1 protein-coding gene, 1 other RNA gene and 1 pseudogene are annotated in these 1,416 nt (G+C 60.9%); 2 read left to right on the forward strand and 1 reads right to left on the reverse strand.

Features of this window, described 5'->3' with window-relative positions; all coding sequences use genetic code 11:
- The coding region (locus EN984_RS34595) for a DUF2853 family protein (RefSeq protein WP_127384356.1) at positions 1-125 on the reverse strand (125 nt) is incomplete at its 3' end.
- Positions 126-295: 170 nt separating this feature from the next.
- On the opposite strand from EN984_RS34595, the gene ssrA reads away from it, so the two are divergent.
- Both ssrA and EN984_RS34605 read left to right on the forward strand, forming a co-directional pair.
- Positions 296-655: a transfer-messenger RNA gene (gene ssrA, locus EN984_RS34600) on the forward strand.
- A gap of 107 nt (positions 656-762) precedes the next feature.
- Positions 763-1,316, forward strand: a pseudogene (locus EN984_RS34605) (AAA family ATPase).
- Positions 1,317-1,416 lie beyond the last annotated feature (100 nt).

Raw genomic sequence — 1,416 nt, forward strand, 5'->3', positions numbered from 1 at the left:
GTGCAGGACACCAGCGAGGAATCGCGGTTCCGGAGCGCAATGCCAAGATGCTTCACGATTTTGTCGACCACGTCGGCACTCGCCGAGGCATCGTATTTCTTCACGTCTGCAAGATAGTCGGCCATCAAAATTCCCCTCGTCGGCGCCACGGATCCGATCGATGAGGGCTGTGGCGCGCTGCTGCAACATGTGCGCTAGGTCGGTAACTCCTCACCGGGGCAAAGCTTCGGTTGAGACCGCGCCCAAGTCAACCCTTTGGACTTGCGGTTTTGTCAGGGGGACAAAGTGCCATTGCGGCCTTCCATTTCTTGCGATGGCCCCCTATATTCGGTTTGTCGGCTTGACCGACTATGGCGATAAATGGGCGATGAAATAAGCCGTTCGGACCCGGGGGCGGTACCCGGCGCCTCCACCAAAAGCCGCTGCTGATGACAGAGCGGTTTTTGCTGGGGGCGAAATAGGATCGACGAAGGTGTAAAGATCGTACTTTTGCCCGGCATGGTACCACCGTCATCGGGCTAAACCTGTAGTTGCAAATGACAACTATGCGGAAGCACGTCTCGCCGCGTAAGCGGTGCGATAGCTTCAAATCAAGCCCTAGAGGTTCGCACTTCTAGGCGGGGTTCGGAGGTACCTGGCAACAGAAACCTCCACTTCTCCCCTCCTCCTCAACATGCGTTACGCACAACGGCAGCTCCCGCCGGCCAACTTCGCACGCCCTCGGCCGCGAAGCCGCCCTGCCGCGTGCCACCTCTCCAAAAGATGCAAGACGATTCCGATCGATTCTTCGTGCTGACCGGCGGTCCCGGCTCCGGCAAGACCACCCTGATCGAAGCCCTGCGCCGGGCAGGCTTTGCCACCTCGATCGAAGCCGGCCGCGGCATCATCCGCCACCAGTCCGATATAGGCGGACCCGCTTTGCCCTGGCATGATCGCGCCCTGTTCGCCGAGTTGATGCTGTCATGGGAGATGCGCTCGTATCAAATCGCGCAAGAACAGACCGGGCGTCCTGTTTTCTTCGATCGGGGCGTTCCGGACACGCTTGGCTACCTCAGGCTGAGCGGCCTGCCGCTACCCGAACACATCAACGCCGCCGCCAAGCGTTTCCGCTACAACCCCCGCATCTTCGTCGCCCCGCTTTGGCCGGAGATCTTCGCGCAGGACGAAGACGCAAGCAGACGCTCGACGAGGCCGAGCGTACCCACCATGCGCTGGTCGGCATCTACACGGAACTGGGCTATGAGATGATTCCGTTGCCGCTGGCACCCGTCGAGGCGCGGCTGCGCTTCGTGCTGGCCGAGACAGGATTGGCGTGAAAAAGGCCGGGATGAACCCCGGCCTTTTTCATTTGTTTTGGTTGCTTATTCCGCCGGCGCCTCGACGGCCTCGCGCGAGCGGCCGAGCGTGACCTTGGCC

The organism is Mesorhizobium sp. M7A.F.Ca.CA.004.12.1.1 (assembly GCF_003997835.1).
Lineage (GTDB): Bacteria > Pseudomonadota > Alphaproteobacteria > Rhizobiales > Rhizobiaceae > Mesorhizobium.